This window comes from Streptomyces sp. NPDC093085 (genome assembly GCF_040683935.1).
Lineage (GTDB): Bacteria > Actinomycetota > Actinomycetes > Streptomycetales > Streptomycetaceae > Streptomyces.
On sequence record NZ_JBFBFB010000013.1, the window covers coordinates 42939 to 69557 of the forward strand.

The 26619-nt window shown below is 73.4% G+C and carries 26 protein-coding genes, 2 pseudogenes and 2 riboswitches; of the genes and pseudogenes, 14 read left to right on the forward strand and 14 right to left on the reverse strand.

From position 1 onward, the window contains the following. Positions 1–19: 19 nt before the first annotated feature. The 3 genes from AB0O07_RS28285 to AB0O07_RS28295 form a co-directional block, all read right to left on the reverse strand. The gene (locus AB0O07_RS28285) at positions 20–922 is read right to left on the reverse strand and encodes a hypothetical protein (protein ID WP_365638372.1); all 903 of its coding nucleotides are present in this window, start codon (positions 920–922) and stop codon (positions 20–22) included. Between the two features lie 225 nt (positions 923–1147). Next, positions 1148–1972, reverse strand: a complete 825-nt coding sequence (locus tag AB0O07_RS28290) for an SDR family NAD(P)-dependent oxidoreductase (RefSeq protein ID WP_365638374.1) — start codon at positions 1970–1972, stop codon at positions 1148–1150. Positions 1973–2001: 29 nt separating this feature from the next. Next, on the reverse strand, positions 2002–2361 hold the full coding sequence (locus AB0O07_RS28295; protein WP_365638377.1) for a YnfA family protein: 360 nt from the start codon (positions 2359–2361) through the stop codon (positions 2002–2004). A gap of 159 nt (positions 2362–2520) precedes the next feature. Between AB0O07_RS28295 and AB0O07_RS28300 the strand changes: the two genes are divergently transcribed. Further along, positions 2521–3096, forward strand: coding sequence for a hypothetical protein (locus tag AB0O07_RS28300; protein ID WP_365638380.1), 576 nt, complete (start codon positions 2521–2523; stop codon positions 3094–3096). Here AB0O07_RS28300 and AB0O07_RS28305 read toward each other — a convergent pair whose 3' ends face one another. From AB0O07_RS28305 to AB0O07_RS28315, 3 genes are all read right to left on the reverse strand, one after another. Then, a complete protein-coding gene (locus AB0O07_RS28305; protein WP_365638383.1) occupies positions 3097–3540 on the reverse strand; it encodes a glutaredoxin domain-containing protein in 444 nt (147 codons plus the stop codon). A 42-nt stretch (positions 3541–3582) separates the two neighbouring features. Continuing rightward, positions 3583–4359, reverse strand: a complete 777-nt coding sequence (locus tag AB0O07_RS28310) for a Mut7-C RNAse domain-containing protein (protein WP_365638386.1) — start codon at positions 4357–4359, stop codon at positions 3583–3585. A 75-nt stretch (positions 4360–4434) separates the two neighbouring features. After that, entirely contained in the window at positions 4435–5241 is an 807-nt protein-coding gene (locus AB0O07_RS28315; RefSeq protein WP_365638389.1) for a helix-turn-helix domain-containing protein, read from the reverse strand. 75 nt (positions 5242–5316) lie between these two features. Here AB0O07_RS28315 and AB0O07_RS28320 point away from each other — a divergent pair, with 75 nt between their 5' ends. Together AB0O07_RS28320 and AB0O07_RS28325 are read left to right on the forward strand one after the other, a co-directional pair. Continuing rightward, positions 5317–5985 (forward strand): TIGR03086 family metal-binding protein, encoded by a 669-nt coding sequence (locus tag AB0O07_RS28320; protein WP_365638392.1) that lies wholly within the window; start codon positions 5317–5319, stop codon positions 5983–5985. A gap of 111 nt (positions 5986–6096) precedes the next feature. Then, positions 6097–6360, forward strand: coding sequence for a GlsB/YeaQ/YmgE family stress response membrane protein (locus tag AB0O07_RS28325; RefSeq protein WP_365638395.1), 264 nt, complete (start codon positions 6097–6099; stop codon positions 6358–6360). A gap of 18 nt (positions 6361–6378) precedes the next feature. On the opposite strand, the gene AB0O07_RS28330 is transcribed toward AB0O07_RS28325, so the two are convergent. After that, the gene (locus AB0O07_RS28330; RefSeq protein ID WP_365638398.1) at positions 6379–7005 is read right to left on the reverse strand and encodes a histidine phosphatase family protein; all 627 of its coding nucleotides are present in this window, start codon (positions 7003–7005) and stop codon (positions 6379–6381) included. Positions 7006–7175: 170 nt separating this feature from the next. After that, positions 7176–7263: riboswitch (cobalamin riboswitch) on the forward strand. 73 nt (positions 7264–7336) lie between these two features. Here AB0O07_RS28330 and AB0O07_RS28335 point away from each other — a divergent pair. From AB0O07_RS28335 to AB0O07_RS28345, 3 genes are all read left to right on the forward strand, one after another. Beyond that, a complete protein-coding gene (locus AB0O07_RS28335; protein WP_365638399.1) occupies positions 7337–7573 on the forward strand; it encodes a CbtB-domain containing protein in 237 nt (78 codons plus the stop codon). A 132-nt stretch (positions 7574–7705) separates the two neighbouring features. Further along, positions 7706–8521: a CbtA family protein gene (locus AB0O07_RS28340; RefSeq protein WP_365638402.1), complete on the forward strand. Its 816-nt coding sequence runs from the start codon at positions 7706–7708 to the stop codon at positions 8519–8521. A gap of 213 nt (positions 8522–8734) precedes the next feature. Continuing rightward, positions 8735–9463 (forward strand): DUF4232 domain-containing protein, encoded by a 729-nt coding sequence (locus tag AB0O07_RS28345; protein ID WP_365638404.1) that lies wholly within the window; start codon positions 8735–8737, stop codon positions 9461–9463. 75 nt (positions 9464–9538) lie between these two features. Here AB0O07_RS28345 and AB0O07_RS28350 read toward each other — a convergent pair whose 3' ends face one another. Then, positions 9539–10177 carry an NAD(P)H-binding protein gene (locus AB0O07_RS28350; RefSeq protein ID WP_365638407.1) on the reverse strand — a complete coding sequence of 213 codons (639 nt, stop codon included), beginning with the start codon at positions 10175–10177 and terminating at the stop codon, positions 9539–9541. Between the two features lie 143 nt (positions 10178–10320). On the opposite strand from AB0O07_RS28350, the gene AB0O07_RS28355 reads away from it, so the two are divergent. Genes AB0O07_RS28355 through cobM form a run of 3 tightly spaced genes read left to right on the forward strand, consistent with a single transcriptional unit; the run spans position 10321 to position 13239 of the window. Beyond that, entirely contained in the window at positions 10321–11049 is a 729-nt protein-coding gene (locus AB0O07_RS28355) for a TetR/AcrR family transcriptional regulator (RefSeq protein WP_365638410.1), read from the forward strand. Positions 11050–11089: 40 nt separating this feature from the next. Then, on the forward strand, positions 11090–12472 hold the full coding sequence (gene cbiE / locus AB0O07_RS28360) for a precorrin-6y C5,15-methyltransferase (decarboxylating) subunit CbiE (protein ID WP_365638412.1): 1383 nt from the start codon (positions 11090–11092) through the stop codon (positions 12470–12472). Next, entirely contained in the window at positions 12469–13239 is a 771-nt protein-coding gene (cobM, locus tag AB0O07_RS28365; RefSeq protein ID WP_365638414.1) for a precorrin-4 C(11)-methyltransferase, read from the forward strand. The genes cbiE and cobM overlap by 4 nt, the downstream gene beginning before the upstream one ends. A 105-nt stretch (positions 13240–13344) precedes the next feature. On the opposite strand, the pseudogene AB0O07_RS28370 reads toward cobM, so the two are convergent. After that, positions 13345–13947: pseudogene (locus AB0O07_RS28370) on the reverse strand (peptidoglycan recognition family protein); the annotation flags it as partial. A gap of 169 nt (positions 13948–14116) precedes the next feature. Further along, complete coding sequence (locus AB0O07_RS28375) at positions 14117–14785, reverse strand: peptidoglycan DD-metalloendopeptidase family protein (RefSeq protein WP_365638416.1); 669 nt, start codon at positions 14783–14785, stop codon at positions 14117–14119. 216 nt (positions 14786–15001) lie between these two features. Between AB0O07_RS28375 and AB0O07_RS28380 the strand changes: the two genes are divergently transcribed. Continuing rightward, entirely contained in the window at positions 15002–15856 is an 855-nt protein-coding gene (locus AB0O07_RS28380) for a cobalt-precorrin-6A reductase (protein WP_365638417.1), read from the forward strand. Here AB0O07_RS28380 and AB0O07_RS28385 read toward each other — a convergent pair. From AB0O07_RS28385 to cobG, 3 genes and pseudogenes are all read right to left on the reverse strand, one after another. After that, positions 15847–17541, reverse strand: a pseudogene (locus AB0O07_RS28385) (precorrin-2 C(20)-methyltransferase); the annotation flags it as partial. The gene AB0O07_RS28380 and the pseudogene AB0O07_RS28385 sit on opposite strands and share 10 nt — an antisense overlap. Then, on the reverse strand, positions 17538–18179 hold the full coding sequence (locus AB0O07_RS28390) for a precorrin-8X methylmutase (protein ID WP_365638418.1): 642 nt from the start codon (positions 18177–18179) through the stop codon (positions 17538–17540). The gene AB0O07_RS28390 and the pseudogene AB0O07_RS28385, both read right to left, overlap by 4 nt. Before the next feature lie 48 nt (positions 18180–18227). After that, positions 18228–19748, reverse strand: a complete 1521-nt coding sequence (cobG, locus tag AB0O07_RS28395; RefSeq protein ID WP_365638421.1) for a precorrin-3B synthase — start codon at positions 19746–19748, stop codon at positions 18228–18230. Between the two features lie 154 nt (positions 19749–19902). After that, positions 19903–19981, forward strand: a riboswitch (cobalamin riboswitch). Between the two features lie 319 nt (positions 19982–20300). Here cobG and cobN point away from each other — a divergent pair. The 4 genes from cobN to AB0O07_RS28415 all read left to right on the forward strand — a co-directional run bounded on the left by cobN (position 20301) and on the right by AB0O07_RS28415 (position 25117). Then, positions 20301–23849, forward strand: coding sequence for a cobaltochelatase subunit CobN (gene cobN, locus AB0O07_RS28400; protein ID WP_365638727.1), 3549 nt, complete (start codon positions 20301–20303; stop codon positions 23847–23849). A gap of 45 nt (positions 23850–23894) precedes the next feature. Continuing rightward, positions 23895–24185, forward strand: a complete 291-nt coding sequence (locus tag AB0O07_RS28405) for a hypothetical protein (protein WP_365638423.1) — start codon at positions 23895–23897, stop codon at positions 24183–24185. A 114-nt stretch (positions 24186–24299) separates the two neighbouring features. Continuing rightward, positions 24300–24635: a hypothetical protein gene (locus AB0O07_RS28410; protein WP_365638426.1), complete on the forward strand. Its 336-nt coding sequence runs from the start codon at positions 24300–24302 to the stop codon at positions 24633–24635. 29 nt (positions 24636–24664) lie between these two features. Then, on the forward strand, positions 24665–25117 hold the full coding sequence (locus AB0O07_RS28415; protein ID WP_365638428.1) for a hypothetical protein: 453 nt from the start codon (positions 24665–24667) through the stop codon (positions 25115–25117). 54 nt (positions 25118–25171) lie between these two features. On the opposite strand, the gene AB0O07_RS28420 is transcribed toward AB0O07_RS28415, so the two are convergent. Beyond that, entirely contained in the window at positions 25172–26599 is a 1428-nt protein-coding gene (locus AB0O07_RS28420; RefSeq protein ID WP_365638430.1) for a geranylgeranyl reductase family protein, read from the reverse strand. Between the last annotated feature and the right edge of the window lie 20 nt (positions 26600–26619).

The following is a 26619-nucleotide window of genomic DNA, read 5'->3' on the forward strand; positions in this document are numbered from 1 at the left end:
CGATGTTCTCCGGCTGCCGTCATTCGAGCGGTGCCCGGGGTGGCGGCGCGACCTGGCCCGTTCGCAGGCGCCAGAGCCGAACGGCGCAACTGGCCACCGTTCGACCGAGTTCCCGGGCGGCGTCCTCGGGCGCGCCGACCGCCAGCAGAACGCGGTCCTCCGCAGCCTTCCAGCGTCGACGAGGCGGTGCGATCTTCATCTCGGCGGGGCGCTCCCAGGCCGCGGTTGAGGCGGCTGCGGCTCGCTTGCGGTCCAGGGCCAAGCAGCCCGGGTAGTAAAGGTGCTGGGCCAGTTGTACGGCGGCTTCCTTCGTGTAACTGACGTTGTAGATTCCGTCGCGGCTGTTGCGTTTGATGACGCGCTCCACGCCGGTGAGTTGCCGCGCGTAGCGGCAGAGGTAGGCGCCGACGGCCGTACTCGCTGTCGTGAGCGAGACGAACGGGTAGCCCTGTCCGGTGAATCCGATGGAGCCGTCCGCGTCGATGACCCCTCGGAGATAATCACGCCGGACGAACGGGACACGGGGCGGCGTGATCTTCCTGGACTTACGGCCGTAGGGCAATCCGAGTCGATGGAGGGTGGTCCTGGCTTCCAGGGAGCACAAGGTCCATGTCGCCGAGTGGTGTTTCTCCGCGAAGTTCGTCGATCGTGTGCGTTCTCCGATGGAACTGCGATACGGGGTCAGCCGTTGGAACTCCCGCAGAATGGCGATGTCGCGGATGTTGATCTCGACTGTGAGGCTTCCTTTTCGCCCGGTTCCCTGGGCGAGGTGTCCGTCGGCCTGTAGGAAGCCGAACATGTAGGCGTAGTCAGGGTTCTCCAGGGTCATGAATTCCGAGGCACTGGCGGCGTCGGACGGGTCAAGAGCGCCGATCGCGTCATCGAGGGTGAATTGGTGCGCGCTAGGCTCACGTTCAGCCATGGGAAGGTCTCGCTTCCTGATGGTCAGGCTCTTGGCAGGGATTGCCCTCCCGGCCAAGAGCCGCTCCGGGGTCTATGACGAGACCGACGGTAGGTGCCCCTGCCTGTCCGTGTGGCCGAACATGGTTCGTTCACCCGAACGAGAACCGCCCGGCGGCCTGGCCAGGCCGCGCGGTGACCGGTTGACCCGGCGCCGGGGCGCGCCGGGGCCCGGTGGCGCTCCGGGTCAGGGGGTGCGGTGGATTTTGGTGTTGGAGGCCTGGGCGCGGGGGCGGAGGAGTACCAGGTCGATGTTGACGTGGCTGGGGCGGGTGATGGTCCAGGTGATCGTGTCCGCCACGTCCTCGGCGGTGAGGGGGGCCGCCACGCCCTCGTAGACGCGGGCCGCCTTCTCCTGGTCGCCGTGGAAGCGGGTGGTGGCGAACTCCTCCGTCTTGACCATGCCGGGGGCGATCTCGACGACCCGGACCGGGGTGCCGACGATCTCCAGGCGGAGGGTCTCGGCGAGGACGTGGGCGCCGTGCTTCGCGGCCACGTAACCCGCTCCGCCCTCGTATGTGCCGTGGCCCGCCGTCGAGGAGACGACCACGACGGTGCCGTCGCCGCTCGCGGTGAGCGCGGGGAGCAGCGCCTGGGTGACGTTGAGGGTGCCGATGACGTTCGTCTCGTACATCTGGCGCCACTCGGCCGGGTCGCCGGTGGCCACCGGGTCGGCGCCCAGGGCCCCGCCCGCGTTGTTGACCAGGACGTTCACGGCCGGGAAGCGGTCCAGTTCGGCGGCGAACGCGTCGACCGCCGCGCGGTCGGTGACATCGAGGGCGTACGCGGTGGCCTGGTGGCCCGCCTCGGTGAGCCGCGCGGCCAGCGCCTCGACGCGGTCCTTGCGGCGGGCCGTGAGGATCACGTGGTGGCCAGCGGCGGCGAGGTGGCGGGCGGTCGCCGCGCCGATGCCGCTGCTGGCGCCGGTGATGACGGCTATCGGGGCGGGTGGGGTGGAGGGGGCGGGAGTGGAGGAAGCGGAGGAAGCGGAGGGGGTGGAGGGGGTGGGCATGGGGGTGCTCCGGAGGGTTGGGGAGGGGGCTAGTGGCCTCGGGGGGCGTACATGATCACGGCCATCCCCGCCAGGCAGATCAGCGCGCCCGTGATGTCCCAGCGGTCGGGGCGGTAGCCGTCGGCGACCATGCCCCAGGCGATCGATCCGGCGACGAAGACCCCGCCGTACGCGGCCAGGATCCGGCCGAACTCGCCGTCGGGCTGGAGCGTCGCGACGAAGCCGTAGAGCCCCAGGGCGATGACCCCGGCCCCGATCCAGATCCAGCCGCGCCCGCCACCGCCCGTGGCCGTACCGTCGCCGCGTACGCCTTGCCAGACGAGCCAGGCGCCGCCGATCTCGAAGAGGGCGGCGATCAGGAAGAGGACGGCGGAGCGCAGCACGAGCATGGGGCCAGCCTGCCATGTGGGTGATCGGGTGCGCGTCGCGGGAGGGCGTGACCAGGACGACAGTCTGATGATCATTACCTTCCGCCTATGGGTGACGTGAGAGCTGTGAGAGCGGTGAGAGTGGTGAGAGCCGTGGGTGTCTCGGGTGTCTCGGGTGGGGTGCGGAAGGTTCTGTGGGTGGGGGTGGCCTTCGCCGTGGTGGCGGTGGGGCTGGGGGCGGTGCCTGGTTCGGGGGAGTCGGCTCGTGCGGAGGAGTCGGCTCGTATGGGGGCGGGGGCAGGGGCGGGGGTTCGCGCGGGGGGTGTGGCGCGGGATCTGGACGCGTTCGAGGCCGATCTCGCGCACCACGGGCGTGTCCTGCTCTCGGCCGGGCATCTCACCGTCCGGTTCACCTCCGAGAACCACGGGCCCTCCGGGGTCGCCGACGCCACCGTACGGTTCGACTTCTCGGCCCCGCTCGCCCCGCTCGCCCAGGACGGGGCGGCCGGCGCCGGGCAGGCGCTGCCGGCGGGGTGTCTGCGGGGCGGCGAGCGTACGGTGCTCTGCCGTACGGGGGCGCTCCGGCCGGGCGGGCGCGGCGAGGAGACGAGGCTCGACCTGCGGACGGCCGGGGCGCCGCACGAGGTCGTCGTACGGGTCGACACCGCCTGGAACGGCGGCGCCGGTGACCTCGACCCCGAGAACCACCGGCACCGTGTGCTCGCCCCGGACACGGGGGATCCGTACGTCTTCTGATCAGGCGGAAGGGGAACGGGAGAGCTGTTCGCGTACCCACGCGGGATCGGGGTTGGTGTGCGGGCGGCCCGCCACGACGACGGTCGGCACCGTCTCGTCGCCGCCGTTCGCGGCCCGTACCGCCGCCGCTCCTTCCGGGTCACGCCAGATGTTGACCCAGTGCGCCTGGCGGGCCCTGCCGCCCAGCCTCATGCGCAGCCGCATGCAGTACGTACAGCCGGGACGCCAGAAGACGACCGGGCGGCCGTCGGCCGCGCTGCGGCGTTCCGCCTCCCGCGCGCCGATCGACTTCGGGAAGACCAGGGTCGAGTTCACGCCCGCGAGCGCCAGGAACGCCAGCAGGAACGCGACGGCGGTGCCGGGGCTCCCCTTCCGGATCAGCTCCGCCGCGACGGCTGAGCCGAGGAGCACGAGCAGAGTCGGCAGGATCCAAGCGCGCATCATGGTGACGCAGGCTATCGCCACCGGCCAGTGGCCGATTGTTTGTTACGCCGCGTCGCCGAAGTCGCCGGCGCGGTCGGCTTCGCGGGGGTGGCCGGTGTCGCCGAATTCGCGTACCGCGTCGTCCACGATCGCCGCCAGCCGGGCGTGGTGGGCGCCGCGCCAGTAGATCCGGCCGCAGGACCCGCAGCGGGCGAAGACGTCGTAACCGCGCTGGGTGCCGTGCTGGAGCTCCTCCCGTACGGACTCCTTGTCCGCCGGGCCGAGCGCGCCGTTGCAGGCGGTGCAGCGGGTCCAGGGGGCGAGGGCCGGGGCGAAGCGCTGGAGGACGTCCCTGAGCTGGTCGTCCGGGCGGTCGCTGTAGATGTACGCACCGGCCCAGAGCTCCCGGCGGCGCAGCAGCCCCCGGTCGCGGGAGAGCAGCACGCGGCGCTCGGCGGCGGAGAGGGCGGCGAGCGCCGGATCGCCCAGGTCCTCGCTCTCGTACGCCGCGTCGACGCCCAGCAGCCGGAGCCGGCGCGCCAGGGTGCCCAGGTGGACGTCGAGGAGGAAGCGCAGGGGCGCGCCGGGTACGTGCTGCGGGCGCGGTACGGCGCGTACCTCCACCGACTCGCCGGCCGCCGGGATGTGCGCGAAGGGCACCTCGCGGCCGTCGACCAGCGGCGGGCCCGCCTCGGTGAGCGGGATGCCGAGGGATTCGACGGCGTGGCCGAGGGTGGAGCAGCCGTCGGTGCGCAGGAGGGTACGGCCGGCGCGCCGTTCGGCGGGGACGAAGAGACGCAGTTCGGGGGCGACGGTGAGGTGGATCTCCGGTCCGTTCACGCCGCCAGGATGTCACCGCGCGCCCGCCTCGGCCAGGGAATTCCGGACGGTGCGGAGAAGAGGCGGGGAGGGGCGTCAGGGGGCGTAGGCCGTGGGCGGGACGCCTACCGTCGCGGTGAAGTCGCGGACCAGGTGGGCCTGGTCGCTGTAGCCGAGGTCGGCGGCGAGCGCGGGCCAGTCGACGGCGCCGTGCTCGGCGCGTTCCAGGGCCTCGTGGATGCGGTAGCGCAGGATGACCCACTTGGGGCCCACCCCCACGTACGTGGCGAAGAGCCGCTGTAGTGAGCGCGCCGACACCCCCTCCTCCGCCGTGAGGCGGGCGACCCGCCGGATCGTACGGTCCGTTCTGATCCGGTCCACCAGGGCCATGGCGTGCGTCGCGCCCGGGTCGGGGCGCGGGCCGCGCGCGAGCAGGTGGGTGTCGAGCGCGGCCACCCGGGCGTCCTCGTCCGCCGGGTCCAGGACCGCCGCGACGTCCGCCTCCGTCGTCCCCAGTACGTCCCCGACGGGCACCCTCCGTCCCGTCCACTCGGCCACGGGCCACCCCGGCGCGAACGGCCGGAAGCCGCCCGGGCGGAACTGCACCCCGCAGACCCTCCCCCGCCCTTCCAGCCGCTGCGTGAACAGTTCCAGGCCGACGCCCGCGACCTCGCCGAAGGAGCGGTGGGAGGCAGGAGTGTCGTACCGCTGGAACACGACGTTCACGGAGGGGTGCGGCACGACGTGGGAGACGTACGGCTCCGCCAGGTCCCAGTCGATCAGCCAGTAGTGCTCCAGGTACGGCTGGAGGGCCGGGGCGGGTGCGCGGCGGCGGAACCGTACGCGCGCGAAGAGCCCGGGGGCGTCGACGATGCCCCGGGTATCACGCCGCGGACCAGGCATGACCGCATTCTATGGCGGGCCCGGGTGTCGCGTTTGTTCAAGACGCGCGGCGGCGCCGGATCTACGGTCGGCGCCATGAACGACACGAATGCGCACGACACGAATGCGCGCGACACGAACCCGCACGACACGAGCGTGAGCAGGATCAGTGAGCTTCTGGCGGTGGTGGCGGAGCGGGCGCTCCCCGTCGTCCAGGGCGTCGGGGACGACCAGCTCGGCGCGCCGACGCCGTGCGCCGCGTACGACGTGCACGCCCTCCTCGACCACCTCTTCCAGGTCGTCGTCAACTTCCAGGCCCTCGCCGCGAAGCGGGACGCCGACTTCGGCGCGCCGCCCGAGCATCTGGCGGGGGAGTGGCGCGAGCGGTTCGCCGTGGAGACGGCGCGGCTGATCGCGGCGTGGGAGGCGCCCGGGGCCGAGGAGGGGACGGCGGGGGCGCTGGGGCTGCCGGCCAGGACGGTCGGTTCGATGGTGCTCGGCGATCTGGCCCTGCACGCGTGGGACCTGGCGCGGGCCACCGGGCAGCCGTACGAGCCGGCCGCGGCGGTCGTGGAGACGCTGGCGGAGGGGTGGGCGGCGCTGGCCCCGATGGGCCGGGAGGCGGGGGTGTTCGGGGAGCCGGTGGCGGTCGCGGCGGACGCCCCTCCGTTCGACGCGCTGCTGGGGCTGACGGGGCGCGATCCGGAGTGGGCGCCGGGGCGGGGAGCGGGGGGAGGCGCGGGGGGAGGTGCGGGTCGGCCCTGAGAGAGCCCCTACGGGTCTCTTCCGGGTTCGCTTCGGGACTGAACGAGGGCGGGGCGGGCACACGTCCTAGCGAGGTCACTTTCGACAGCAAGCGGACGAGGAGGAGGGGACATGGAGATTTCCGGCTTTTTCATGGCGATTGTCGTGGGCGTCATCATCGGCGTCCTGGGGCGGCTCGTCGTGCCCGGGCGCCAGAACATCGGGGTGCTGCTCACGATCGGCGTCGGTATCGTCGCGGCGCTGGTCGGCACGTTCATCGCGGCGGCGTTCGGGGTCGCGGACACCAGGGGCTTCGACTGGATCGAGCTGATAATCCAGGTCGGCCTGGCGGCGGTCGGTGTCGCCGCGCTGGACCGGGCGAAGGCGCGCGGCTGACCTGCCGGCCGGTCCCGGTTACAGGGGGCGACCGCCCTGGAGGTTCCAGCGGCCGGACCGGCCCGTGAGGGCGGTGGCGGTCAGGGGCCGCACGTCGAACCGCCAGAAGGACGCGGCGGGCGCGCCCAGGGCGTGTACGGCGGCGGCGCGGACGAGATCCGGTTCGGCCACGGCGAGTACGCCGGGGGTGGCGGGGTCCAGCGCGTCGAGCCAGGCGCCCGTCCGGGCGAGCAGGGCGGTCAGGGGCTCGCCGCCGTGGGGAGCGGCGGCGGGGTCGGTGAGCCAGGCCGTCACCGCCCCGGGGTCCTCGGCGGCCACCTCGTCCAGGGTCCTGCCCTGCCAGCGGCCCATCGCCCAGGGCGCGAGGCCCGCCGTGGGCCGCGCCGCCGGGCCCAGGCCGAGCAGGTCGGCGGTGCGGAGGCAGCGGGGCGAGGGGGAGACGTACACGGTGTCGGTACGGGGGAACTCCTCCCGCACGGCCCGCGCCTGACGCGCCCCGGCTTCGTCCACGGGGTCCACGGGGGCCACGGGGTCCAGGGAGGCCACCGGGGCCGTCGCGTCCTGGGCGGCTGCCGCTTCGCCGAAGCGGGCGGCGCGGAAGGCCGGGCCCATGGCCGGGGAGATCAGTAGTACGCGTACGGTCACGGCGGTCGCCCCCCGGTCGGTTCCTGGTCGGTCCTGGTCGGTGGTTCTGGTCGGTCGCTGTCCGGTCCCTGGTCGCCCTCTTGGCCCGTCCTCCGGTTCGCGGTACCTTCACGTCGATATCCGGAAGCAGAAGCAGAACCAGCGCCGATGGATATCCACGACGGCGAGACGGAAGTCCGGTGAGATTCCGGCACGGTCGCGCCACTGTATGCCGGGGACCGGCCGCGCGGTGCGTGGTGGGGGTCCGGTGAGTCAGACCCGGGCGTCGTCGTGTTCAAGGCTCCATGCATCCGTGTGACGGGACGCGAGTTCCCCCTGAGGAGTGTGTGTCATGGCCCAGTCCATCGTGCCCAACGCCGGGACTGCCCCGGTTGCTCCCCCGGTTCCGGTACCGGCCCCGCTCCCGCTGCGGGCCGTTCTTCCGTGGGCTGTCTTCGTCGGCACCCTGATGCTGGTGCTGCTCTACTTCGTCGGCGCCGAACAGGGCGCGACCTCGGTGATATCCGGTGCCGGGGTGCATGAGTGGGTGCATGACGGGCGTCATCTGCTCGGGTTCCCCTGCCACTGAGGGGACTTGGGGGCGCTGGGCCGGCTCCTGCCGCGTTCCTCCCCCCCTCGCGTTTCTCACCCCCCTCGCGTTTCTCACCTCTCTCGCGTTCCCCACCTCTCTTTTGCCGACGACTGACGGAGTTGTTTCCGCGTGCATGCCTCCAGGGTCAGAAACATCCTTGTCCGCGGCATGGTCGCGGGCCTTCTCGCCGGGGTGCTCGCCTTCGTGCTGGCCTACGTCGTGGGGGAGCCCTCCGTACGGGACTCCATCGCCCAGGAGGAGGCCCGGTCCGCGCCCGCCCATCAGCACGCGCACGGGGGAGGGGAGGCGGTCCCGGAGGAGGAAGGGGAACTGGTCAGCCGGTCCGTTCAGTCGACCTTCGGGCTCGCCACCGGGGTGCTGGTGTACGGCGTGGCGGTGGGCGGGATCGCGTCGCTGGTCTTCGCGGTGGGCCTGGGGAGGATCGGGCGGTTCGGGCCTCGGGGGACCGCGGCTCTGGTGGCGGGGGCGGCGTTCGTCACCGTGTATCTGGTGCCGTTCCTGAAGTATCCGGCGAACCCGCCGGCCGTCGGTGACCCCGACACCATCGGCAGGCGCACCGCCCTCTTCTTCCTGATGATCCTGCTCAGCGTGTTGCTGGCGGTCGCCGCCGTCATCGCGGGCAAGCGGCTGGCGCCCCGGCTGGGCAACTGGAACGCGTCGCTCGTGGCGGGCGGCGGGTATGTCGTGGTCGTCGCGCTTCTCTGTCTGGTGCTGCCCGGCAACACGGACCGCGTCCCCGCCTCCTTCCCCGCCGCGCTGCTCTGGGAGTTCCGGATCGCGTCGATCAGTGTGCAGGCGCTGCTCTGGACGGCCTTCGGGGTGATCTTCGGGGCGCTGGCCGAGCGGCTGCCGGGCTCCCCTGTGACGTCGCCCGTCGGGTCGTCCACGTCGGCCGGGCCGCCGTCAAGATCTTCTGTGTCATAGCTGTGTCTCAGCGGGGCCGGTTCCCGGCCGGGAACCGGCCGGGGTTCGGGCTGTTCCCGGGGGGATCCCGGATGCGTGTGTAACAGGAGTGTCTTGGCGGGGGTCCGTCAGGAACGCGGTGCCGGACCGGCCGCTCTTGGAGGGCGTAACTGCTCGCTCGTACCGACCAAGTACCGAGCGGCCGCACGCCAACCGATACTGAGGGAAGACACGATGCGCGTTCACAAGCTCACCTTCGCCGCTCTGGCCGTCGCTGCCAGCCTCTCGCTCACCGCCTGCCAGAACGACGACAACGCGATGGCGGAGAACGACAAGGCGACCGCCGCCGCCGAGGCGTCCACCGGCGGTTCGGGCTCCAGCGGTTCGGGTTCGAGCGGTTCGGGCTCCAGTGGTTCGGGTTCCAGTGGTTCCGACGCGAGTGGTTCGGACAAGGGCGGCGCCACCGGCTCGGGCTCCGGCAGCGCGGACAAGGGCGGTGCCTCGGGCTCCGGCGGGGGCGGCGGGCTCGCCAAGTGCCGTACCGACGACCTGAAGATCACGGCGATCGACAGCACCATCGACGGCGACGAAGGGCCTTCCGTCGCGATCGGGCTGAAGAACATCAGCGGCAAGGACTGCTCGATCTCCGGGTACGCGGGCGTCGACCTGAAGACCAACTCGGGGAACATCTCGGCCGAGCGCACGAGCAGGGAAGCCGTCGTCAACAACGCCACCCTCAAGAACGGCAGGGAGGTCGGGATCGCTCTCAGCTACCCGGCCAACGACACCGGCGGCAGCGGCATCCGCATCACCGGCCTGGTCGTGACCCCGCCGGACGAGACGAAGTCGGTCACCATCGCCTGGCCGGGCCAGCCCTCGCTGCCCGTCACCGACGGTTCCTCGAACGGCGGCGGCGTGCAGGTCGGCCCGGTCGGCAGCGCCGGCCAGGGCGGAGAGCAGTGACCTGGAACGGCCGGAGAGCCAGTGCCGCGACCGGCAATGTCCGCCCCGACGGGGCAGAGCTTGCCGGGAGGGGCACTAGCCGCTGACGCCCACCGCGTGGCGGAACGTCTCCGTCGCCGGTACGAAGTCGAGCATCGCGCGGGCCACATCGGCCCGCGCGATGCTGTCTCCGGGCGGGCCCGCCTCGACGGCGTGCCGGTAGGAGTGCCTGCCCGCGCCGTCCGTCAGCTTGGGCGGACGCACGGAGGTCCACTCCAGGGGCGAGTCCGCCAGGATCCGCTCCATCAGTTCGAGATCGGTGTACAGCTCCTTGAGGAACGCCCACATCATGGGCGTGACCACCCGGCGCCCGAGCACCGACTGGCCGACGCCCGTACGGTTCAGCGGCGCGGCGCTCACCACGAGCAGCCGTCGCACCCCGGTCGCGCGCATCGCCTCGACCGCCGCCCGCGCCGAGGTGGAAGCGGGCTTGCGCGGGTCGTGGCGGGCGGCCGGTCCCATGCCGGAGAGCACGGCGTCGGCGCCGTCCACGACCTCCCGTACGGAGGCGGGGTCGAGCGCGTCGGCGCGTACGACGGTGAGGCCGTCGTCCTCCAGCCCGAGCCGCGCCGGGTCCCCCCGTACCCCGGCCGTCACCTTGTGTCCGTCCGCGAGCGCCTGTACGACGATCTGCCTGCCGATGCCGCCGGTGGCGCCCAGTACCGCGATGTTCATGATCCTTTTTCTCCCCGTGAGTGCGTGGTGGGTGCGGGGGGTGAGCAAGCGAGCACCATGGTGAGTGGGTGCTCACTCACCCCCCGTCCCTCTATGGTGGGTGAGTGCTCACTCACCTGTCAAAGGGTCAGTAGGATTTCCCCATGAAAGAAGAGTCCGCGGAGTTCTTCCCCACACCGGCGCCGGACCTGCCGCCCCTCACCGGCGGTGCCCTGACGCGTTCGCGCATCCTCGACGCCGCCGCGCATCTGATGTCCAGCGTCGGACTGACCCGTACGACGACCAAGCAGATAGCCCGCGAGGCCGGCTGCTCGGAAGCGGCGCTCTACAAGCACTTCCGGGACCAGGAGGAGATCTTCGTCCGGGTCCTCCACGAGCGCGCCCCCCGCTTCACGGACGCGCTGGCGCGGCTGCCCGGCCGGGTCGGGGAGGGGGAGGTCGCCGGGCATCTGGAGGAGGTCGTCCGGATCGGGGTGCTCTTCTACCGGCGGTCGTTCCCCATGGCGGCCTCGATCTTCGCCAGCCCCGAGCTGCTGGTGGCCCACCGGAGCAAGCTCGACCTCGCCGTCGCGGGGCCGCAGGAGGTCACCCACTGCCTGGCCGCCTATCTCCGGGCCGAGCAGGGGCGGGGCAGGGTGTCGGCGGCGATCGACCCGGACGCGGCGGCGATGCTGCTGATCGGGGCGTGCTTCCACCGGGCGTTCCTCGATCTCTTCTTCGCGCCGGATCCGCCCGAGGGTGTGGTGCGCCCGGCGGACGAGGCGGACTTCGCGCGCGAGACGGTACGGGCGCTGCTGGCCGGGATCGCGCCTCAGGGGGCGGGGGAGGCGCGGGAGGTACCCGTCGCGGGGGCCGGGGACCCGGGCCAGTAGAGTTCGGAGCTGGTTTTCGCAGGTCAGATCGGTCAGGAGAGTGAGTGCCGTGCCCATCAGCGTGGTCGGGATCGGCGCGGACGGCTGGGCCGGGCTCTCCGCCGCGGCCCGGGACGCCCTGCGCGGCGCCGAGGTGGTCATCGGCGGGCCCCGGCAGCTCGCCCTCCTCCCCGGCGCCGAGGGGGCGGACGGGGACGGGGGAGAGCGCGGGCGCGGGTGTGCGGGGGAGCGGGTCGCCTGGCCCTCACCGCTCCGGCCCGCCGTCCCCGGGCTGCTCGCCGCGCACGCCGGGCGCCGGATCGCCGTACTGGCCAGCGGGGATCCGATGTTCTACGGGATCGGCCGGGCCCTCGCCGAGACCGTCGGCCCGGCCGGGCTGCACGTCCTGCCGCATCCGTCCTCCGTCTCGTACGCCTGCGCCCGGCTCGGCTGGGCGGTGGAGGCGACGGAGGTCGTCACCCTCGTCGGCCGCCCCACCGACCGCCTCACCGCCGCCCTCCACGACGGGCGCCGCGTCCTCGTGCTCAGCGCGGGCGCCGCGACCCCCGGCGAGGTGGCCGCGCTGCTCAGGGCGCGTGGCTTCGGGCCGAGCCGGATGTACGTACTCGAACAGCTCGGATCGGACCGGGAGCGGCGGCACGAGTCCACCGCCGAGGAGTGGGGCGAGCGGGCGGCGCGAGGGGAGCGGGGCGAGCGGGACGGGCCGGCCTGCGATCCGCTGAACGTCGTCGCGATCGAGTGCCGCCGGGCCCCCGGCGCGCCGCGCGTGGGCGCCGTACCCGGGCTGCCGGACACCGCGTACGAGCACGACGGGCAGCTCACCAAGCGCCAGGTCCGCGCCGCCACCCTGGGCGCGCTGGCGCCCGCGCCGGGGGAACTGCTCTGGGACGTGGGCGGGGGGTCCGGTTCGATCGGGGTGGAGTGGATGCGGACGCACCCCTCCTGCCGGGCGGTCTCCGTCGAACGCGACCCGGCGCGCGCCGAGCGCATCGGCCGTAACGCGCGGGCACTCGGCGTCCCCGGGCTGCGCGTCGTCCTCGGCGCCGCGCCCGCCGCGCTGGCCGGACTGCCCACGCCGGACGCGGTCTTCATCGGCGGCGGGCTGACCGCGCCGGGGCTGCTCGACGCCTGCTGGGCGGCGCTCCCGGCGGGCGGCCGTCTGGTCGCGAACACGGTGACCCTGGAGTCCGAGGCGCTGCTGGCCGCCTGGTACCGGCGGTACGGCGGTGAGCTCGTACGGCTGGCGGTGGCGCACGCGGTGCCGGTGGGCGGTTTCACGGGGTGGCGGCAGGCGATGCCGGTCACGCAGTGGGCGGTGACCAAGGCGGCGGACGCGGAAGCAGTGGCGGAAGCGGTAGCGGAAGCAGTGCGGGAACCGGAAACGGAACCCGGTTCGGGAACAGGAGTTGAGGAGCGGCCATGACCGTGTACTTCATCGGCGCGGGACCCGGCGCCGCCGATCTGATCACGGTGCGCGGCGCCCGCAGGCTCGCCGAGTGCCGGGTCTGCCTGTACGCGGGGAGCCTTGTCCCGCGTGAGCTGCTCGCCGAGTGCCCGCCGGGGGCCCGCCTGGTCGACACCGCCAGGATGGACCTCGACGCCATCACCGCCGAACTGGTCGGGGCGCACGCCGAGGGCCAGGACGTGGCCCGGCTGCACTCCGGCGACCCGTCCGTCTTCAGCGCCGTGGCCGAGCAGATGCGGCGGCTGGACGCGGCCGGGGTGCCGTACGAAGTGGTCCCGGGCGTACCGGCGTTCGCGGCGGCGGCAGCCGCGCTCAAGCGGGAGCTGACGGTGCCGACGGTCGGCCAGACGGTCATCCTGACCCGGGTCGCCCAGCGCGCCACGCCCATGCCGGAGGGCGAGGACCTGGCGACGCTGGGGCGCAGCGGCGCGCTGCTGGTGCTGCACCTGGCGGCGCGGTATGTGGACCGGGTCGTGGCCGAACTCCTGCCGCATTACGGTGCGGACTGCCCGGCCGCGGTGGTGGCGATGGCGAGCCGCCCCGACGAACTGGTGCTGCGCGGGCCGCTGGACTCCATCGCCGCGCAGGTGAAGGCGGCCGGGGTGGTACGGACGGCGGTGATCATGGTCGGCAGGACGCTGGGCGCGGAGCAGTTCCGGGACAGCCACCTGTACTCGGCGCACCGCGACCGGGATGTCGATATCGACCGGGGGCCCGAGCCGTGACCATCGGCGGAACGGGGGCGGGGCACGGGCCTGTTCGCCCGTGCCCCACCCCGTGCCCCGCCTCGTTCCGTGCGCTGCTCCCTACTTCTTCCCGGGTGTCGTCTTGAGCCGTCGCGCGATCCGGTCGCGCATGTCGGGCATCCCGAAGCCCTTGGGGTCGATCTTGTCGCTCGACCACTCCAGGTGGCCGATGACGGAGCGGGCGCTCCAGCCGTGGGCCCGGCAGATCGCGGCGGAGGCGCGTTCGACGGCGTCGAGCTGGGCGGCGGGCCAGGGGTCCTTGCCGTCGCCGAGGTTGACGCACTCGAAGCCGTAGAAGCGGGCGTTGCCGTCCTCGCCGCCCGTGTTGCCCTGGGTGGGCTTGGGCGGGCGCTCGCCGTAGTCCTCCGCGACGACACGGGCCAGGACCTTCGGGTCGCCGCCGCCCGCGTGGTTGGCGCGGCCGTGGCCGACGAGGTGGACGGTGCCGTCCTTGGCGATGACGCCGTGGCAGAGCGGGCCGGGCAGGGCGGCGTAGCCGTCGCGGCAGATCCGTACGGACGCCTCCGTGCCGGAGGTGACGGTGTGATGGACGATCACGCCGTTCACCGGGCCCCAGGGACCCTTGTGATTGCGGTTGTGCGTACGCCAGTCGCCGACCTCGACGACCTTCACGCCCTCGGCGCGCAGGGCCGTGAGGAGCGCGGAGGCGGAGAGTGGTGCGGCCATGGGAATCGTTCCTTCCGTGGTGCGTGGTGCGTGGTGCGTGATACGTGGTGATGGGTGTGATGTACGGGGCGGTGCGGAGCCGTGTTCACCGCTCCGTGTCCACCGCCCCGTGTTCATCGCCCCGTGTTCATCGCCCTGTGCTCATCGGGTCGTGTTCACCGCGTCGTGTTCACCACTTCGGTTTCCGCACGTTCCCGTAGCCGCCGCCCTCGGGCCGGTCCTCGAAGTGCAGGTGCGGTCCGGTGGAGTTGCCCGTGGAGCCGACCTCGCCGAGCTTGTCGCCCGCCTTGACCTTGGCGCCCTTGGCGACGCTCCGCTTGGAGAGGTGGCAGTAGTAGTAGTCACGGCCGTTGTCGGCGCGCAGGACGACCCACTTCCCGTACGAGCCCCCGTTGTCGTCCGAGGTGGCGATGGTCCCGGCGCGTACGGCCACGACCTTGGTGCCCTGGAGCGCGGGGTAGTCGTCGCCCGTGTGGAATCCGGCCGAGTAACTGCCCTTCGCCCCGTAGGGGTTGCCCGTGTTGATCCCGTGGCCGGGGACGGGCGAGGCTATCTTCCCGCCCGAGCCCGATCCGGTGTCCGTACTGGACTTCTTGTGGCCGCCGTCCTTGAGCCCGAGAAGGGCGAAGGTCTGGGGGCCCGGCACCCCGTCGGCGCCGGCACCCGTCCAGCCCTGCTTCTTCTGGAACGCGGTGCAGGCGTCTTTGGTCTGCTTGCCGAAGTTCTCGGTCGGACCGTCCGGGATCTTGTGGCCCTTGGCGATGAGGGCCTTCTGGAAGGTCTTGACGCAAGCGTCTTTCTTCCCGTACTTCACGTGATCGAAGTCAATCGTGGCCATGTCAAATCCCCCTTGACGTGTTCACTTTGACGGCCTCACGAGCAGCCATCTGTGCGTCATCCTCAACAAGGCAAAGAAACATTCAATAAACAGTCAATAAATGATCATTTGAGGGGGGTTTCGTGTACCGCACCCCTGTGTCCGGTGTTCTGCCGGTGTGCTTGGGTGGGGAGTGACCCGCACGTCCGTCAGGGAGCCCCGTTGACGCTGTTGTCCATGCGTGTCCTGATTCTCGGCGGGACCACCGAGTCGCGCCGCCTCGCGGAGGAGCTGCACGCGCGCGGCCCGAGGCCGTACGACGTGACGACGTCGCTCGCGGGGCGCGTCGCACGGCCCGGGGCGGTGCCGGGGGAGGTACGGGTCGGGGGGTTCGGCGGGGCGGAGGGGCTGGCGCGGTGGCTGCGGGAGCACCGTACGGACGCGCTGGTCGACGCCACGCATCCGTTCGCCGCGACCATCAGCGGGAACGCGGCCCGCGCCGCCGCGCTGGCGGGCGTTCCGCTGCTCGCGGTGCGGCGGCCGTCCTGGGCGCCGGTGGCGGGGGACGACTGGCGGACGGCCGGGTCGCTGGGGGAGGCGGCGGAGGTGCTGGGCGGGCTCGGTCCGGGGCGCAGGGTGTTTCTCACCACCGGGCGGAGCGGGCTCGGGGTCTTCTCAGGGGCGGAGCTGGGCGCGCACTGGTTTCTCGTACGGTCCGTGGACGCGCCGGAGCCGCCGTACCCCGCCCGCATGGAGACCCTGCTCGACCGGGGGCCGTTCACGCTCGAAGGGGAGCGGGAGATCCTGCGCCGGTACGGGGTGGATGTCCTCGTGACGAAGGACAGCGGCGGGGCCGCCACCGCCCCCAAGCTCACCGCCGCGCGGGAGGCGGGGATCCCGGTCGTGGTCGTGCGACGGCCACCCGTACCGGAGGGGGTGGCCGTCGCGGAGAGCGTCGGGGAGGCGGTGGCGTGGCTGGACTATGTGGCGGGAGGGCCGGGCCGGTCGGGGGAGGCGGGCCTCTCGGCCGGGGCGGAGCTCTCGGCCGGGGTGGGCCTCTCGGCCGCCGCCCCTGAGGAGGGCTCGGGGTAGCGGCGCGGCGTCCAGACGATCCGCCGGCCGCCTTCACCGTCCTGGCCGCCTTCGCCGTCCCGGCCGCCCACGCCGCCCTCGCCGTCGGTGGGTTCTCCGCGTCGTACCGTCACCGTCTGCGAGGAGCCGACGATCAGGATGGTCCGCATGTCGACCTCGGCCGGGTCGAGTTCGGCCAGCCGTACGATCCGGACGCGCTCCTCCGCGCCGCCCACGTCGCGCGCGACCACGACCGGGGTGTCCGGGGCGCGGTACTCCAGGAGGAGGTCGCGGGCCCTGCCCACCTGCCACTGGCGGCTGCGGGAGCCCGGGTTGTAGAGGGCGAGGACCAGATCGGCGCCGGCCGCAGCGCGCAGCCGCTCCGCGATGACCTCCCACGGCTTGAGCCGGTCGGAGAGCGACACCACGGCGTAGTCGTGCCCCAGGGGCGCACCGGCGCGCGCGGCGGCGGCGTTGGCGGCGGTCACGCCCGGGAGGACCCGTACGGGAACACCCCGGTACGGGTCGGCCGAGGCGGCCTCCAGAACGGCGGTGGCCATCGCGAAGACGCCCGGGTCGCCGCCGGAGACGACCGCGACGCGGCGGCCCCGGCGGGCCAGGTCGAGCGCGAACTCGGCGCGTTCGGACTCCACCTTGTTGTCGGAGCCGTGCCGCCGCTGCCCGGGGCGGGCGGGGACCCGGTCCAGGTAGGTGGTGTAGCCGACCAGGTCGTCGGCGGCGGCGAGCGCGCCGCGCGTCTCGGGCGTGAGCCAGAGGGGTCCGGCCGGGCCGGTGCCGACGACGACGACCTCGCCGCCGGTGCCGACGACGACCTCGCCCGGGGTGTCGGGGGTGTCGGCGGACGGAGCGGGGGGCGGGTCCGTGTGCTCGGACCGCTCCGCCGCTCGGGGCGGCAGCGCCGCCACACGGCTGGGCAGTACCGCCACCGAGAAGTACGGCACCGACTCCGGGTCCGTCGCGGCGAGCGGCCCCGTACGCTCCCCGGGCATCGTCGCGCGCTCCACGTACCGCGCGTCCGCGAGCCGCCCGGCTCGTTCGACCGCCCGCCGTACGGCCGGGAACGTCCGGCCCAGCTTCATCACCACCGCCGAGTCCGCCGAGGCGAGGCGCGCCGTCAGCTCCTCCTCCGGCAGCGTGCCGGGCAGCACGGTCAGCACCTCCTCGCCCTCGACGAGCGGGGTGCCGAGCCGCGCGGCGGCGGCGCTCACGGAGGTCACCCCGGGGACGACCTCGGTCGGGTAGCGGTCGGCCAGCCGCTTGTGCATGTGCATGTACGAGCCGTAGAAGAGCGGGTCGCCCTCGGCGAGGACGGCGACCGTGCGCCCCGCGTCGAGATGGGCGGCGAGCCGGGCCGCGGACTCCGCGTAGAAGTCGTCCATGGCGCCCTGATAGCCGCCCGGGTGGTCGGTGGTGCCGGTGGTGACCGGATAGACCAGGGGTTCCTCGATGTGGTCGGGGCGGAGGTGGCCGGCGGCTATGGAGCGGGCGATGGAACGCCCGTGGCGCGCGCTGTGGTACGCGACGACATCCGCCTCCGCGATGACCTGGACGGCCCGCACGGTCATCAGGGAGGGGTCGCCGGGGCCGAGGCCGACACCGTAGAGGCGGCCGGGGGTGCCAGGGGTGCCGGGCCCGTCAGGGGCAGGGGCGGTGTCGGGGGTGGCGGGGGTGCTCTGGGTTGTCATTCCGCTTCGCTCGCGATCGCGTTGATGGCCGCCGCGGCGAGCGCGCTGCCGCCGCGCCGCCCCCGTACGACCAGGTGTTCCAGCCCCGAAGGGTGGGCGGCCAGCGCGTCCTTGGACTCGGCGGCGCCGATGAAGCCGACCGGGACGCCGATGACCGCCGCCGGGCGCGGCGCGCCCTCCTCGACCATCTCCAGCAGCCGGAAGAGCGCGGTCGGCGCGTTGCCGACGGCCACCACCGCGCCGTCCAGCCGGTCCCGCCACAGCTCCAGCGCGGCGGCGCTCCGCGTCGTGCCCAGCTCGGCGGCGAGGGCGGGGACCGCCGGGTCGGAGAGGGTGCAGACGACGTCGTTGCCTGCGGGCAGCCGCTTCCGCGTGACCCCGCTCGCGACCATCTGCACATCGCACAGGACCGGCGCGCCCGCGCGCAGCGCCTCGCGGGCGCGGGCCACCACGCCGGGGGTGAAGGCCAGGTCGCGTACGAGGTCGACCATGCCGCAGGCGTGGATCATCCGCACCGCGACCTGGGAGACGTCGGCGGGCAGCCCGGCGAGGTCCGCCTCGGCGCGGATGGTGGCGAACGACTGGCGGTATATCGCCGCGCCGTCCTTCTCGTACTCGAACACTGTGGTCTCGCTCATCTCGTCACTACTGGGTTCTCTGCGGCTATGGGGGTGTTTGGCTGCTGGTCAGGAAGTCTGTACGGAGACGGTGTACTCGCCCTCGGCCGTCGCCACCCGGTCCACCCACGCCCCCTGCGGGTGGCCGCAGCGGCGGGCGCAGCCGGACCAGTACACGGGCAGGGTGTCCTTCGGCCCGCCCGAGGGCACGGAGGTCTCCGAGGCCACGGAAGCGGCGGCGTCGGCCCGTACGTCCGCCAGCGCCTTCGCGCACCCGGGGCGCCCGGTGCAGGCGCCGACGCCGTACCAGGGGGAGGCGGGGTCGGTGACCAGTCCGGCGGTACGGAGCCGGGCGAGCAGCCGGGGCGCGGTGCCGGGGGGCAGGGCGGGGACGATCACCCCGCGCCAGGGGGTGAGCCGCAGGGCGCTGCCCTCGCTGAGCAGTTGCCGCCACTGGGCCACGCTCAGCCGGCCGAGCCGGGGGTAGACGGAGAGGGCCACCGTTCCGTCGGGGGAGGGGAGCGGGCCGGGGGCGGGCGCGGTGGCCGGGGGCGCGGGAGGGTTCTCTCCGTCCGGCGCCTCCCCGGGCAGGATCCCGATCCCGGCGGACCTGAGGCGTTCGGTCACCGCGGCCGCCAGCGGCCCGCCCGGCCGGGTGGCCTCGGGCGGGAGGTCGCGTATCCGCCAGGCGCCGGAACCGGTCTCGCCGGCCACCGTGAGAAAGGCCTCGGCGGCGAGCAGGGCGGCACGCGGGGCGTCCTCGGCGGGAACCCGTAGGGCGGCCCCCAGGTTCCCTAGGGCCCCTGGGTCCCCTAGGTCCCCTAGGTCCCCTAGGTCCCCTAGATCCCCTGGGTCCCCTGGGTCCCCTAGGGCTCCTAGGGTTCGTACGAGCGCCGTGCCGTCCCGCTGTGCGAGCAACGTCACATCGGCGCCCAGGGCCGCCATGTCGCCCCGGCCGTCGTCCAGCGCGAAGAGGAAGCGGCCGGAGAGCCCTGCCGCGCGTGCGCTCGCGCAGAGCAGGGTGTCCAGCCGCCTGGCCCACGACTGGACGTCGCCCGCGCCGAGTCCGTCGAGGCCGGCCAGGGGGGAGGCGACGATGTTCCGTACGCGCTCGTGGGTGCGTGACGGCAGCAGGCCGGCCCCTTCGAGCAGGCCGGCCAGTTCGGTGCCGCACCCCGCGTCGAGGCCCCGGAGCTGGACGTTGCCCCGGGAGGTGAGGTCGAGGTGGCCGTCGCCCAGCCGCTCGGCCGCGTCGGCGAGCACCGCCGCCTGAGCGTGCGTCAGCAGCCCGCCGGGGAGCCGGAGCCGGGCCAGCGCGCCGTCGTCGGCGGGGTGCAGGCGCAGCGCCCCGGGGCACGCGTCACCCCGTACCCGTACGGGCTCCCTCACGGCATCCGGCAGGGAAACCCGTACGGAACCTTCTACGGCACCCCATACGCCATCCCTCACGGCATCCCCGGCCGCACCGCTCGCCGCACCCCGAGCACCGGCCCGGACGCCACCCCGAGCATCGCCCCCGAGAGGGCCGTGCGGGGTGGCTTCGTCCCGGTTGAGGGGGATGGGCGACTTGGGAGGCATGGGCGCGAGCATACCCACGGGGGACCCGCCCGCCCCCTCCCCCGGGTGTCCTTCCCCCGGGCCCTTCCCCAGGCGCCCTCCCCGCCCGTGACCTCAGCACTTACTATGCAGACGGCCCTCCGACAGAGACGGGGGGCCGCCACACGTCATGTGACGGCGTCATGGGGAGGAAGCCCGGTGCGAACCCGGCGCGGTCCCGCCACTGTGAGTCCGGCCGCCCCGGCAGCCGGATGAGCCAGGAACTCCCGCCGTCCTCACCACCCGCCCGGGGCGCGGACCCCGAGGAAGGCCAGACGCCGCATGCTGCTGCTCCTGTCGACGTCCGACACCGATCTGCTCAGCGCCCGCGCCGCCAACGCGGCGGGGGGCCCGGTCCCGTACCGGTTCGCCAACCCCGCCCGGCTCGCGCTCGACGGACTGCCCGCGCTGCTGGAGGGCGTCGACCTCGTCGTCGTACGCCTTCTCGGCGGCCTGCGCGCCTGGCAGGAGGGGATCGACGCGCTCCTCGCCGGGGGCCTCCCGGTCATCGTCCTCACCGGTGAACAGGCGCCGGACGCGCAGCTCATGGAGGCGTCCACCGTCCCCATCGGGATCGCCGCCGAGGCGCACGCCTATCTTGCGCACGGCGGGCCCGCCAACCTGGCGCAGCTCGCCCGCTTCCTCTCCGACACCGTGCTGCTGACCGGCCACGGCTTCGAGCCGCCGGCCGCCGCGCCGACCTGGGGGCGGCTGGAGCGTAAGGTCAGGCCGGCCCGTCTCGGCCGTCCCGGCCGGCCGGTGGGCTCGCCCGACCCGACCGTCGCGGTCCTCTACTACCGCGCCCACCACATGAGCGGCAACACCGCCTTCGTGGAGAGCCTCTGCTCGGCCGTCGAGGACGCCGACGCCCGCCCTCTGCCGCTCTTCGTCTCCTCCCTCCGCGCGCCCGAGCCGGAGCTGCTGGAGGCGCTTCGGGAGGCCGACGCGATCGTCACCACCGTGCTCGCCGCCGGGGGCACCAGGCCCGCGCAGGCCTCGGCGGGCGGCGACGAGGAGGCCTGGGACGCGGGCGCGCTCGCCGCGCTCGACGTGCCGATCCTCCAGGCCCTCTGCCTCACCAGCGACCGCGCAGCCTGGGCGGAGAACGACGAGGGGCTGACGCCGCTGGACGCGGCCTCGCAGGTGGCGGTGCCGGAGTTCGACGGGCGGCTGATCACCGTGCCGTTCTCCTTCAAGGAGATCGACGAGGACGGGCTGCCCGCGTACGTACCCGACCCGGAGCGGGCCGCGCGCGTCGCGGGGATCGCCGTACGCCACGCGATGCTGGCGTTCCGTACGAACGCGGAGAAGCGGATCGCGCTGGTCCTCTCCGCGTACCCCACCAAGCACTCCCGTATCGGCAACGCGGTGGGCCTCGACACCCCGGCCAGCGCGGTGGCGCTGCTGCGGCGGCTGCGCGACGAGGGGTACGACTTCGGCGACGGGTACGACGGCGGTGGCAACGACGGCGGTGGCAACGACGCCCGTGACCGCGACCGCGACGACCGCGACCGCGACGACCGTGACCGCGACGACCGCGACCGCGACGCCGGGTCCGTCGCCGCCTCCGTCCCCGCCCCCGTCCCCGTCCCCGGCCTGGAGTCCGGCGACGGTGACGAGCTGATCCGCGCGCTCATCGACGCCGGCGGCCACGACCAGGAGTGGCTGACCGAGGAGCAGCTCGCCCGTAACCCGGTCCGTATCCCCGCCGCCGACTACCGGCGCTGGTACGGGGAACTCCCCGCCGACCTGCGGGAGGCCGTCGAGCGCCACTGGGGGCCGCCGCCCGGCGAGATGTTCCTCGACCGGAGCCGGGTGGGCGCGGGCGGCGACCCGGACGGGGACATCGTGCTCGCCGCGCTGCGGCGCGGCAATCTGCTGATCCTGATCCAGCCGCCCCGGGGCTTCGGCGAGAACCCGATCGCGATCTACCACGACCCCGATCTGCCGCCCTCGCACCACTACCTGGCCGCGTACCGCTGGATCCAGGCCCCCGCCGAGGACGGCGGGTTCGGCGCGGACGCCATGATCCACCTGGGCAAGCACGGCAACCTGGAGTGGCTGCCCGGCAAGAACGCCGGGATGTCGGCGTCCTGCGCGCCGGACGCCGCGCTGGGGGATCTGCCGCTGATCTACCCGTTCCTCGTCAACGACCCGGGCGAGGGGACCCAGGCGAAGCGGCGGGTGCACGCCACGCTGGTGGACCACCTCGTACCGCCGATGGCGCGCGCCGAGTCGTACGGCGACATCGCCCGGCTCGAACAGCTCCTGGACGAGTACGCGGCGATCTCCGCCATGGACCCGGCGAAGCTGCCCGCGATCCGGGCGCAGATCTGGACGCTGATCCAGGCCGCCAAGCTCGACCACGACCTCGGGCTCGAAGCGCGCCCGGACGACGACGGGTTCGACGACTTCCTGCTCCATGTCGACGGCTGGCTCTGCGAGGTCAAGGACGCGCAGATCCGGGACGGCCTCCATGTGCTGGGCGGCGCGCCGGCCGGCGAGGCCCGCGTCAACCTGGTCCTGGCGATCCTGCGCGCCCGCCAGATCTGGGGCGGTACGGCCTCCCTGCCCGGCCTGCGCGAGGCGCTCGGCCTCGACGAGTCGGCCGCGACCCGCACCGCCGCCGACGACACCGAGGAGCGGGCCCGCGCGCTGGTCCAGGCGATGGAGGACGCGGGGTGGGACCCCGCGGCGGTGGCGTCCGTCACGGCGGGGCTGCCGTCCGCCCTGGCCGGGCCCGTCTCCGCCGTCCTGGCCTTCGCGGCCACCGAGGTCGTCCCCCGCCTGGCCGGCACGACCGACGAGATCGAGCATGTCGTCCACGCCCTGAGCGGCGGCTTCGTCCCGGCGGGCCCGTCCGGCTCGCCGCTGCGCGGGCTGGTCAACGTCCTGCCGACCGGCCGTAACTTCTACTCCGTCGACCCGAAGGCCGTCCCGAGCCGGCTCGCCTGGGAGACCGGGCAGGCCCTCGCGGACTCCCTCCTCACCCGCTACCGCGCCGACAACGGCGACTGGCCGACCTCGGTCGGGCTCTCCCTCTGGGGCACCAGCGCGATGCGCACCTCGGGCGACGACATCGCGGAGGCGCTGGCGCTGCTGGGCGTACGGCCCGTCTGGGACGACGCCTCGCGCCGGGTCACCGGCCTGGAGCCGGTGGACCTCGCGGAGCTGGGCCGCCCCCGTATCGACGTCACCCTCCGCATCAGCGGCTTCTTCCGCGACGCGTTCCCGCACGCGATCGGGCTGCTGGACGACGCGGTACGCCTCGTGGCCGGGCTGGACGAACCGGCCGAGTCCAATTACGTACGCGCCCACGCCCAGGCGGACCTGGCGGAACACGGCGACGAACGCCGCGCCACCACCCGTATCTTCGGCTCCCGGCCCGGTACGTACGGAGCGGGGATCCTCCAGCTCATCGACAGCCGCGACTGGCGTACGGACGCGGATCTCGCCGAGGTCTACACGGTGTGGGGCGGGTACGCGTACGGCCGCGAGCTCGACGGGCGCCCGGCGCGCACCGAGATGGAGACGGCGTACCGGCGGATCGCGGTGGCCGCGAAGAACACGGACACGCGCGAGCACGACATCGCGGACTCGGACGACTACTTCCAGTACCACGGCGGCATGGTCGCCACCGTACGTGCTCTGAAGGGCACCGCCCCCGAGGCGTACATCGGCGACTCCACCCGCCCGGAGACCGTCCGCACCCGCACCCTGGTCGAGGAGACCTCCCGTGTCTTCCGCGCCCGGGTGGTCAACCCGCGCTGGATCGAGGCGATGCGCCGCCACGGCTACAAGGGCGCGTTCGAACTGGCGGCGACGGTCGACTATCTCTTCGGCTACGACGCCACGACGGGCGTGGTCGCCGACTGGATGTACGACAAGCTGACCGAGACCTATGTCCTGGACCCGGAGAACCGCCAGTTCCTCCAGGAGGCCAACCCCTGGGCCCTCCACGGCATCGCGGAACGCCTCCTGGAGGCCGAGTCCCGCGGCCTCTGGGAGAAGCCGGACCCGGAGGTCCTGGCGGCGCTGCGCGCGGTGTTCCTGGAGACGGAGGGGGAGCTGGAGGGGGACGAGGGGGACGGGTGAGGAGGCTTGCCCATGCCGTGGGACTGGCGCAAGTAGAGTCGCGGCATGGGCGAGGGCATGGGCGAGGGCGAGACGAGCATCAAGGTGTCCAAGGTGGCCGGGGAGCGTCTGGAACTGCTGGCCCAAGAGCAGAGCACGACCGTCCGCGCTCTGGTCGAGGAGCTGGCCGCCGAGCGGTTCACCAGAGCCGAGCTGGCGGAGCGCGGTGAAAACGCGCGCGCGTACCTGCGTGACCACATGGGCGTGGAACTCACCGAGTCCGACGAGGAGTCCGGGCGGCGTCTGCTGAGCGTCATCGAGGCCCGCTCAGTCCGGCACCGTGGCGCGGGTGGGTGATTCCGTCGTCCTCGACGCGGGCGTGCTGAGGGACGGGGGCCGTTGCCGTCGGTCGGCTCCCCACAGTCCCGGGGTGCGCTTGGAGAATCGTAATACGCGTCTTACGCTCCAGGTATGGCCAAGACGAGAATCAGCATCAGTCTGGAGAGCGAGCACGCCGAGCGGATTCGGGCGCACGCGGAGCGCGCGGGTATGGATGTCTCGGCGTACCTCGTCAACGCCGCGACTCGGCAGATGGCCGAGGTGGAGGCCGCCGAGGCCCAGTTCGCCGAAATCGATGCCCTGATCGCGGCGGCCGAGGAGGAGGCAGGGGCGCTTCCGCCGCTGCCGGAGCCCGCCGAGGGGGACCTGACGGAGGAGGAGCGGCGCGAGGTCCGCGCGGCCATGGACCTCGTCCACGGAGCGGATGTCGCGAACGGCCTGTCCGACCGTCGGAGCGACGCCGCGTGACGGTCCGCGTTCCGGTGTACGACACCGGCATGCTTATCGCGCTCACGGACCGCAAGGCGAAGGCGCTGGCTCTGCACGCGGGTGTCAGGAACGAGCCGCACCGTGTGGTGGTGCTCGGTCCGGTGCTCGCACAGGTCTGGCGGCCTACCCCGGCCACGGTGCACGCCCTCGCCGGTGTGCTGAAGGAGTGCACCGTGCCGCAGGCTCGAAGCGCCGCTCCGGCTATGCGCCCCACCGGTGCGGGACAGACGATGTGCATCGTGTGTGCGACCAGCCCCGACCTCATCGAGTGGCAACGCGTCGGCGGCGCGCTCGGTACGGCGGACCTGCCGCCGAAGAAGCGCCCGGACGCGGTGGACGCCCTCGTCGCGCTGACGGCGGCGCGGCACGGCAGCGCCGTGGTCTTCACCAGCGATCCGGCCGCCGTCGGTACCTACCTGAAGGCGCTGAAGGCTCAGGACGTCCACGTGGTGCAGGTTTGAGTGATCCGGCCCAGATCACGGGCTCCGATCACCCGGCATCCGTCGCCGCCCCGGTCACCGGGACCCGCGTCGAGTCGGCCGCACCGGCCGTACCTGCGGGGCCGGGACGAGGCGGACCGCCGTGTTGATCAGGTGGTCGATCGTGTCGCGGGAGGGCTTGTCGGTGAGGTCGGTGAGGAGCCGGGCCAGGGCCTTGAGGAGGAACGGCGAGCCCAGGACGTACCGGTTGAGCAGGGGCTGGAAGCCCGAGCGGCTGAAGACGAGGTCGGCGGCGGCGTTGCCGAGGCGGTAGTAGCTGCCCCAGCGGCGGTTCATCTCCACGGGGTAGTTGAGGAGGACGCGTTCACGCTTCGGGCCCGGCGGGAGGGCCAGGGCGAGCGCCGCGCTGCCGGCCGCGACCTCGCCGGACTCCAGGGCCTGGGCGATGCCCTCGCCGTTCCAGGGGGAGACCATGCCGCCCGAGTCGCCCACCAGCAGCAGCCCCCGGGCGTACAGCGGACGGCGGTTGAAGCCCATGGGCAGCGCGGCGCTCCGTACCGGCCCCTCGGCGTTCTCCTCGCGCAGGCCCCACGCCTCGGGGGTACGGGCCAGCCACTCGTCCAGGGCGGTGCGCAGCTCGGCCGTACCGTACCGGCGGTGCGGCAGGGCGCCGAGGCCCACGTTGACGCGGCCGTCACCCATGGGGAAGATCCAGCCGTACCCGGGCAGATAGCGGTCGGTCCCGGGGAAGCGGAGGTCGGCCCAGAGCTCCAGATACTCCTCCTGGGAGCGCTCCGGGCTGCGGTAGTAGCGGCGGGCGGCCGTCGCGATCTGGCGGTTCGTGTCCCGCTGGAGCCCCAGCGCCAGGGCGAGGCGGGCCGAGGCGCCGTCGGCGGCGATGACGACCGGGGCGCGGTAGGTGACGGGGGTCCCGGAAGATTTCCGGGTGGTGGGGGCGGGCGTGTGTACCGCTTGTACGCCGGTGACGCGGCCCCTGGGGTCCAGGAGCGGATGGGTCACCTTCACCCCGTTCCGCAGCCGCGCCCCGGCCGCCGCCGCGTGGTGGGCCAGGATGTCGTCGAAGTCGTGGCGGCTGCGCGCCAGCCCGAAGTCGGGGAAGCTCCCCATGCTGGGCCAGTCGATATGGACCTGGCGGTCCCCGATGACCCAGCGCATGCCGCGCGACCGCATCCAGCCGGGGGCGTTGATGTCGACGCCCATCCGGATGAGCTGGTGCACCGCGCGCGGGGTCAGGCCGTCGCCGCAGACCTTCTCGCGGGGGAAGTGGGCCTTCTCCAGGAGCAGTACGTCGACGCCCGCCCTGGCGAGGTGGTACGCGGCGGAGGAGCCGGCCGGGCCCGCGCCCACGACGATGACGTCGGCCTCTTCCGGGTCCCCGGGTGACTCACCGGGCTTGTTCGACGCGCTCGGTTCGTTCGGCGTGCTCGGCGTGCTCGGCTTGTTCGTTTTGTTCGACGCGTTCGGCTCGTTCGGCGTGCTCATCGGGAACCCCCGTGTGGAGA